This window comes from Arthrobacter sp. MA-N2 (genome assembly GCF_000517125.1).
Taxonomy (GTDB): Bacteria; Actinomycetota; Actinomycetes; order Actinomycetales; family Micrococcaceae; genus Arthrobacter; species Arthrobacter methylotrophus.
The window spans coordinates 1,109,445-1,116,997 of the sequence record NZ_KI912155.1; the positions used below are offsets into that span (position 1 = coordinate 1,109,445).

Annotated in this window: 6 protein-coding genes; 1 reads left to right on the forward strand and 5 read right to left on the reverse strand. The window is 63.1% G+C overall.

What is annotated here, in order from left to right:
* Positions 1-3: 3 nt before the first annotated feature.
* Together tal and tkt are read right to left on the reverse strand one after the other, a co-directional pair.
* Positions 4-1,125 (reverse strand): transaldolase, encoded by a 1,122-nt coding sequence (tal, locus tag A3M3_RS0105715; protein ID WP_028265544.1) that lies wholly within the window; start codon positions 1,123-1,125, stop codon positions 4-6.
* 99 nt (positions 1,126-1,224) lie between these two features.
* A complete protein-coding gene (gene tkt, locus A3M3_RS0105720; protein WP_028265545.1) occupies positions 1,225-3,360 on the reverse strand; it encodes a transketolase in 2,136 nt (711 codons plus the stop codon).
* Positions 3,361-3,544: 184 nt separating this feature from the next.
* On the opposite strand from tkt, the gene A3M3_RS0105725 reads away from it, so the two are divergent.
* Positions 3,545-4,864 carry a helix-turn-helix transcriptional regulator gene (locus tag A3M3_RS0105725; protein ID WP_051422951.1) on the forward strand — a complete coding sequence of 440 codons (1,320 nt, stop codon included), beginning with the start codon at positions 3,545-3,547 and terminating at the stop codon, positions 4,862-4,864.
* 83 nt (positions 4,865-4,947) lie between these two features.
* Here A3M3_RS0105725 and gnd read toward each other — a convergent pair whose 3' ends face one another.
* From gnd to A3M3_RS23900, 3 genes are all read right to left on the reverse strand, one after another.
* Positions 4,948-5,832: a phosphogluconate dehydrogenase (NAD(+)-dependent, decarboxylating) gene (gene gnd, locus A3M3_RS0105730; protein ID WP_028265547.1), complete on the reverse strand. Its 885-nt coding sequence runs from the start codon at positions 5,830-5,832 to the stop codon at positions 4,948-4,950.
* Positions 5,833-5,881: 49 nt separating this feature from the next.
* Positions 5,882-6,559 carry a DUF5134 domain-containing protein gene (locus A3M3_RS0105735; protein WP_028265548.1) on the reverse strand — a complete coding sequence of 226 codons (678 nt, stop codon included), beginning with the start codon at positions 6,557-6,559 and terminating at the stop codon, positions 5,882-5,884.
* A 147-nt stretch (positions 6,560-6,706) separates the two neighbouring features.
* The gene (locus tag A3M3_RS23900; protein ID WP_442853111.1) at positions 6,707-7,525 is read right to left on the reverse strand and encodes a copper amine oxidase; all 819 of its coding nucleotides are present in this window, start codon (positions 7,523-7,525) and stop codon (positions 6,707-6,709) included.
* Positions 7,526-7,553: the final 28 nt, after the last annotated feature.

The following is a 7,553-nucleotide window of genomic DNA, read 5'->3' on the forward strand; positions in this document are numbered from 1 at the left end:
CGGTCAGCCGGCTTTCCGGGCGGCGGCGAGGGCGCCTTCGACGTCGGCGAGGAGTTCCTTCCAGCTGGCCACGAACTTGTCCAGGCCCTCGGACTCGAGCTGGGCGACGACGTCGTTGTAGGAAATGCCCAGGCCTTCGAGTGCGGTCAGGACGTTGTTTGCTTCCTCGTAGGTGCCCGTGATGGTGTCTCCGGTGACCACGCCGTGATCGAAGGTCGCGTCGAGGGTCTTTTCCGGCATGGTGTTCACGACGTCGGCGGCGACGAGTCCGGTCACGTACAGGGTGTCGGGGTAGGCCGGGTCCTTCACGCCCGTGGAGGCCCAGAGCGGGCGCTGCGGGAGCGCACCGGCTTCGGCCAGGACGGCCCAGCGTTCGGTGGAGAACAGCTCTTCGTAGACCTGGTACGCGAGACGGGCGTTGGCCACCCCTGCCTTGCCCTTGAGGGCCTTGGCTTCCTCGGTGCCCAGGGCGTCCAGGCGCTTGTCGATCTCGGAATCCACGCGGGAGACGAAGAAGGAGGCCACGGAGTGGATCCGGGAGAGATCGTACCCGTTTTCCTTGGCCAGCTTCAGGCCGGACTGGAAAGCGTTGATGACGGCCCGGTAGCGTTCCAGGGAGAAGATCAGGGTCACGTTGACGCTGATGCCCTCGGCCAGGACCGCGGTGATGGCCGCGAGGCCTTCCAGGGTTGCCGGGATCTTGATCAGGACGTTGTCCTTCTCGACCTTTTTGTAAAGCTGCTTGGCCTCGGCGATGGTGCCTTCGGTGTCCCAGGCCAGGCGGGGATCGACCTCGATGGAGACCCGGCCGTCCACGCCCTTGGTCGCGGCTGCGATCGGGGCGAAGAGGTCGCAGGCATCGGCAACATCGGTGGTGGTGATCTCGAAGATCGTCTCTTCAACGCCGGCGCCCTTCGCGGCGAGCCCGGCGATCACGGCGTCGTAGTCGCTGCCGGAGGTGATCGCGGCCTGGAAAATCGAGGGGTTGGTGGTGACACCAACGACGTTCTTCTCGTCGATGAGCTTCTGCAGGCTGCCGCTGGAAAGACGTTCCCGTGAAAGGTCATCCAACCAGATGGACACGCCGGCGGCGGAAAGCTGTGCGGTGGGTGTTGCATCGGTCATGGCTTGTGTTTCTTCCTTCGAAATTGGTGGCAGCTTGCGATGGCGCCGCGGAATGCCTTTCGGGCACTCCGCGGCGCCGGACGCCGTGCAGTGGGGGTGTTAGTTCCCTGCCGCGGCGAGGGAGTCCTTCGCGGCGGCAGCGACTGCTTCTGCCGTGATGCCGAACTCCTGGAACAGGCGCTGGTAGTCCGCCGAGGCACCGAAGTGCTCCAGGCTGACGGAACGGCCGGCGTCACCGACGAATTCCTTCCAGCCCAGGGCCAGTCCTGCCTCGACCGAGACACGGGCCTTCACGGCGGCCGGAAGCACGGACTCGCGGTACGCGGGGTCCTGCTTGTTGAACCACTCCACGCACGGCATGGAGACAACGCGGGTGGCGATGCCCTCGCCCTGGAGCGCTTCGCGGGCCTTCACGGCGAGCTGGACTTCCGAACCCGTGGCGATCAGCAGCACCTGCGCCGGGACCGTGGCACCGTCCCTGGATGCCTCGGCCAGGACGTACCCGCCCTTCGCGACCCCGGCCGGGGAGCCGAACGTGTCACCGTTCGCCGGGCCTTCACCGCGGGCATAGGTCGGGATGTTCTGACGGGTCAGCACGATACCGGCCGGGTTCTCGTGGTTCTCCAGCATGGTCTTCCACGCTATGCCCACCTCGTTCGCGTCACCGGGACGGACCACGTCCAGGCCCGGGATCGCACGGAGGGTGGCGAGCTGTTCCACCGGCTGGTGGGTCGGGCCGTCCTCGCCCAGACCGATCGAGTCATGGGACCACACATAGATCGACGGGACACCCATCAGGGCACCAAGACGGATCGCCGGCTTCTGGTAATCGGAGAAAATCAGGAACGTGCCCGAGAACGCCCGGGTCCGGCCGTGCAGGGAGATACCGTTCACGATCGACGCCGCAGCATGCTCGCGGATACCAAAGTGCAGGACCCGCCCGTACGGGTTGCCCTTCCACGCTCCCGTGGAACGGGACGCCGGAATGAACGACGGGGAACCCTCGATCGTGGTGTTGTTGGACTCGGCAAGGTCCGCCGAACCGCCCCACAGCTCCGGAAGAACCGGACCGATCGCGTTCAGGACCTTCCCGGACGCGGCCCGGGTCGAGACATCCTTGCCCGCTTCGAACACCGGCAGAGCGGCGTCGAGCCCGGCCGGAAGCTTCTTGGCCTCGATCCGCTCCAGCAGCGCAGCACCCTCGGGGTTCCCGGCCTGCCACGCACTGAAAGCCTCATCCCACCGCCCACGGACAGCCGCGCCGCGCTCAACAACCTTACGGGCATGGGCCAGGACATCCTGGTCAACCTCGAAGGACTTGGCCGGGTCAAAGCCCAGGACCTCCTTCAGGGCCGCGACTTCCTCGGCACCCAGGGCCGAACCATGGATCCTGCCCGTGTTCTGCTTCTTCGGGGCCGGGTAACCGATAATGGTCCGCAACGAAATGATCGAGGGCTTGGAAGTCTCCGCCTTCGCGGCCAGCAAAGCCGAGTACAGCTCCTGGACGTCCTCGACGTATTCACCCGTCCGGGTCCAGTCCACCCGCTGGGTGTGCCAGCCGTACGCCTCGTAACGCTTGAGCACGTCCTCGGTAAACGCGATGTCCGTGTCGTCCTCGATCGAGATGTGGTTCTCGTCATAGACCACCACGAGGTTGCCCAGCTCCTGATGCCCGGCCAGGGAAGAAGCCTCCGAGGTCACGCCTTCCTGAATATCACCATCGGAAGCAATGACCCAGATCGTGTGGTCGAACGGGCTCTCACCGGCAGGAGCATCAGCATCGAACAAACCCCGCATCCGGCGCTGGGAATACGCAAAGCCCACCGAGGACGCCAGACCCTGGCCCAACGGACCCGTAGTGATCTCCACACCCGCCGTGTGCTTGTATTCCGGGTGCCCCGGAGTCAACGAACCCCACGTACGCAACGCCTTAAGATCATCCAGCTCCAGACCATAACCGGAAAGGAACAACTGAATATACAAAGTCAACGACGAGTGCCCCGGCGACAGAATGAACCGGTCACGACCCAGCCAAGCAGGATCACGCGGGTCATGACGCATCAACTTCTGGAAAAGAAGATACGCAGCCGGCGCCAGGCTCATCGCCGTGCCCGGATGACCATTACCAACCTTCTCCACCGCATCAGCAGCCAAAACCCGGGCAGTATCCACCGCAAGCCGGTCCTCGGACGTCCACTCAAGCGTCCCCGCCTCAGGATCTAACAAGCCACGCACCGCATTTACTGTCGGATTCACGATTAATCCCTTTCGATTGCCTCAACGGCCCATAACGACCGAACGGATGCTTCTATTGCTACCCATAATCCCGAATCAAACGGGTAGGCGAAACACTGATTTCTGACGGTTATCACTACACTTAAGTGTTGAATGGATGATTTCACCCCGATAGACTGCCCAGATGAGCGCAGCAACCGACCAACCCTTGAACGACTTCACCCCCTCCGTTTCAGACCTGCCGTGGCCGCTTTTGCAAGCCGTAGCAGAATTGGCCGACGCGCCCCTCACCCAGATAGCGGATCGACTACGTGACGCTATGCTCCCCTACCTGGGAAGCAGCGCGCTGGTCATCTTCACCGAAGACTGCACCGGGCGGCCACAGAAGAAAGCGGGCGAGGAAGACATCATTTCCCGGGTCTCGATCGCCGAGCTTGACACGCTTCGCGCCGCCCTTTCGGATGAGACACCCTGGTTCGGTGAAGCCGAGATCGGCGGCAAACCCCGCCCCGTGCTCGCCGTGACGTACGCCCCCAGCCACGCTCTCCTTGTCCTCACAGATCCGCAGGCGGCACCGGACCAGGAAGATCCCGAGCAAACGGACCGGCTGGATGTCGTGACATATCTGTGGCGTATCGCCGCCCGACGGATCCAGGAAAAAGTGGCCGACGCGCCGCCGTCGTACCTTTTGGAATCGCGGGCAGCCTCAGCTGAACGCATCCGCGTGACGGCGGAACTGACCGATCTGCACTCCACAACCCTGGAAACCCTTCTGGCGGCCCTGCGCTCATCTTCCTTGAACGACACGGCAGCCCGCACAACCGTCACTGACCTCACCGCCAAAGCCTTGGTGGGACTCCGCATCCTCAGCGACCGCACGACCGACCTGGTGGAAGAGCCCGTCGCCAACGCTTTCGAACGCCTACGGGAGGACCTGCGACCTCTCACGCGCTTCAGCGGAATTGAGGTCGAATTCATCGAACCGCCCCTGAATGGACGTGCTCTCCCTGGCGAAGTTGCCCACGCGGCACGGGCCATCGTCCGCGGACTTGCACTTGCCATGATGGAACAACCAGAGGTCAGCAGAGTCCGGACGCAGTGGGACTGCGACGGCGAAAACCTGCTGATCAACGTACGCGACGACGGCCGCGGCGCACTCACCGCCGACGCACCGAGCATCAGCCGCCTGGACCGCCGGGTCCAGGCGCTCAATGGCCGCCTGCGGATCGACGTCATGCCAGGCTGGGGCGCAGACGTCTTCGTCACGCTCCCACTGGACCTGCCAGTCCGCCCGGCCGGGGATGTCGCCGGATGGAACCTTGCCGCCCGGGAACTCGAAGTCCTCCAGCACCTTGTCGCCGGTCACCGCAACCGCACTATCGCCTTATCCCTGGGCATCAGCGAGAATACGGTCAAGTTCCATGTACGGAACCTCTTCAGGAAGCTCGACGTCGGCTCACGCACCGAGGCGATCGCCCTGGCACACAGCCACGGACTCCGATGACGGGCTAACGCCCGACAGGACCGGGGAACCCGGTGCGTGCGGATTTTGGCAATCTGGGAATCGAGGGAGTAGCCGGTGGGTGGCTATTCCGCGGGACGGGTTGCGTGGCCACCGAACTGGTGGCGAAGCGCAGATACCATCTTCATCGCTGGTGAGCTGTCCTCACGCGACGCGAAGCGGGCGAAGAGCGAGGCTGTGATTGCGGGCGCAGGAATGGCATTGGCAATCGCTTCTTCCACAGTCCACCGGCCTTCACCAGAATCGTCAACGTAGTCGTCGATGTTTTGCAGCCCCGGATCGTCTTCCAAAGCCCTGACCATCAAGTCGAGAAGCCAGGACCGCACCACAGTCCCCTTTTGCCAGGCACGGAAGGTGCCGAACACCTCAGTGATGATGTCTTTGGAGGCGAGCAGCTGGTAGCCCTCGGCGTAGGCTTGCATGAGGCCATACTCGATGCCGTTATGCACCATTTTGGCGTAATGGCCTGCCCCGACTCCGCCAACGTGGACGAAGCTGTCCGCCCGCTCACCATCCGGGCGCAGGGCATCAAAGATCGGAAGGGCGCGTTCGATGTCCGCAGCTTCGCCCCCGACCATCAGGCCATAGCCGTTCTGTAGGCCCCAGACTCCACCGGACACACCGCAGTCTACGAAGCGGATCCCCTTGGCAGTCAGCAGTTCACTGTGCTTCTGGTCCTCAGTGAACCGGGAGTTGCCGCCGTCGATCACGAGGTCGCCGGGCTCAAGTTTTTCACCAAGCTCGGCAATGACAGCGCTGGCGATGATACCGGCAGGGACCATGACCCAGATAATCCGGGGCGCGGGCACTTTGTCCAGGAGTCTGTCGATCGAGGCTACATCGGTGACCTCCGAGTTGCGGTCGTAGCCGGTAACTCCCACTCCACCCTTGCGCAGCCTTTCGCGCATGTTGAAACCCATTTTTCCAAGGCCGATCAGTCCGATGTGCATCGGGGACTCCTTCTTATAGCTCTAGGGGCACGGCTCCATGATCGGGAGATCATGCGGACATGGTGGCGAACATGAGGGCCATGGTGGTGGCGCCGAGGGCTTCGAGTCCGTGGTTTGTGCGGGTGTGGGGTGGTGGGGTTGTTTTGGGGTGGGTGGTTTTTTGTCGTCGGGCGCGCAGTAGGAGGATGAGGAATATTACTGCTGCGGCTGTGAAGAATGTTGCCGGGAGGATCGCTAGTGCCGGTGAGTGATCGAGTGTTGGGGTTGCCGGGCTGTGGGGCGTTGTTGTCATGGTGTGGTGGGTGGCTGGCATGGGCATGGGCATGGTCATTGTTTGTGCGGGGGTGGTTCCCTGGGCGGGGGTGGTTCCTTGGTTCATGAGGGCGATCATGAGGGCTGCGCCGGCCATGGTGAGGGCGTGGTAGGCGCATTTGAGCCGGCCTTGGGCGGTGGTGCAGAGTGTTTTGAATTCGGGGCGGGCGACGGCTTGGATGGTGAACCAGAGGGCTGCGCCGGTGAGGACGGCGATTTGGGCCAGCAGGGTGGTGGGTGCGAGGTTCCAGAGCATGGCGGCCATCAGGATGTTCATGAGGGCGTGGAGGATGTTGTTGACCCGGTCTGTGTGGTGGCGGGTCCGTGCTGCTTGCAGGGCGTGGTAGCTTCCGCCCAGGAGCAGGGCGGCGGTGAGGGTCCAGGTAATGGCGGGGATGTTGAACACGTGGATCACGCTCTCGCTGCTGGGTTTGGGTGAGGTATGGGTTCAGTCCCCGGTGCGGGTGTGGACAGCGCCGGGGACTGAAGATCGGGGAAAGGGGTGTGGTCCCCGGTGCGGGTGTGGAGGGCGCCGGGGACCACGGTTAGTGCTTGCTTGGCTTTATTGTTCGTTTCCTGTGCTGCAGTGCCCGCCGTTGGTGCCCCGGGTTTCGGTGGGGAGGTTCAGGGTGGGGTTTTGGTTGAAGAAGCCGTGGGGTTCGAGCATGAAGCCGATGTTCTGGCGGGGCATCACGGGCCAGTCTTCGAGACGGACGACGTGGTGCATGCCGAAGGTGTACCAGACCACGAGGTCCTCATCCACGATGTTCCGGTCCTTTTCGGTCCAGATATGCAGGCCGTCATCGGCGCCGGTGGACTGGTTCGGGAACTCCCCGGCAGCGAAGCGTTCGGTCCGGTCGTACGCGGTGACCCAGAGGTTGTTCCGGGCGAACTGGGCGCGTTTGGAAACGTAGGACTCGTCCCCGGCCGCGAGCTGGATGCCATCGGTGGGGATCAACCGGTACGCGACCGGTTCATCGACGATGTTCCTGCTNTCGTGGTTGACGATCTTCCAGAACCGGTGCTTGCCCGAATCGGTCTTGCGGATCGCGGCTTTCTCGGTCTCCAGCAAACGATCCACGGCCATGAACGCGGTATGGGTCGGGTTCTCCCGGGGGATTTCCATGTCCACTTCGTAAACGGCGTTCTTCACACCATCAAGCTCGAAGTCCATCCGGACGTTGAACATGTGCTGGTGGATCGGGGCGTACAGGCCATCGTTGTTCAGGGACTGCCCGTACGGGCTCTTCTCACCAGGCTTCTGCCCGGCAGTGGAAAGAATACCGGTGGCCTTGACCAGGAACTCGATGCTCCCGTCAAGGAAAAGGTGCCAGTAGAACGCGTACTCATAGTTCGCGACCGTAGCAATGAAGGAAATCACCAGCTTCCGGCTGCGCCGGGTCTCGGTG